Raw genomic sequence first — 285 nt, 5'->3', positions numbered from 1 at the left:
AATAGACTTTTTTCTAGAAGTAGGGAGTCCACCGAATTCTTCACCATTATCAGTTTGGAAGAAGAGATGTTGATTAACCCCAAGAGCTCTTAGCCAGAAAGCTACCAGAAGCAAGAAAGACAAACCGTTTTTGAAAGTAAGTTCATTAGCAAAAGCAATAAAGCGAAGCCGGGATTTAACATCAATAGCTGTAAACTGATACTTAGGCAATTTATTGCGGAAAATAGCGGCATAAGCATCAGAAGGAAGGGCAGATTGGTCAGCGATGTGCTTAGAATCGATTTG

At 39.6% G+C, this 285-nt stretch carries 1 pseudogene; it reads right to left on the bottom strand.

Features of this window, described 5'->3' with window-relative positions:
- Positions 1-285, bottom strand: a pseudogene (locus cpu_RS13085) (integrase core domain-containing protein); the annotation flags it as partial.

This window comes from Carboxydothermus pertinax (assembly GCF_001950255.1).
Taxonomy (GTDB): Bacteria; Bacillota; Z-2901; order Carboxydothermales; family Carboxydothermaceae; genus Carboxydothermus; species Carboxydothermus pertinax.
This window is presented reverse-complemented; position numbering and strand designations above follow the sequence as displayed.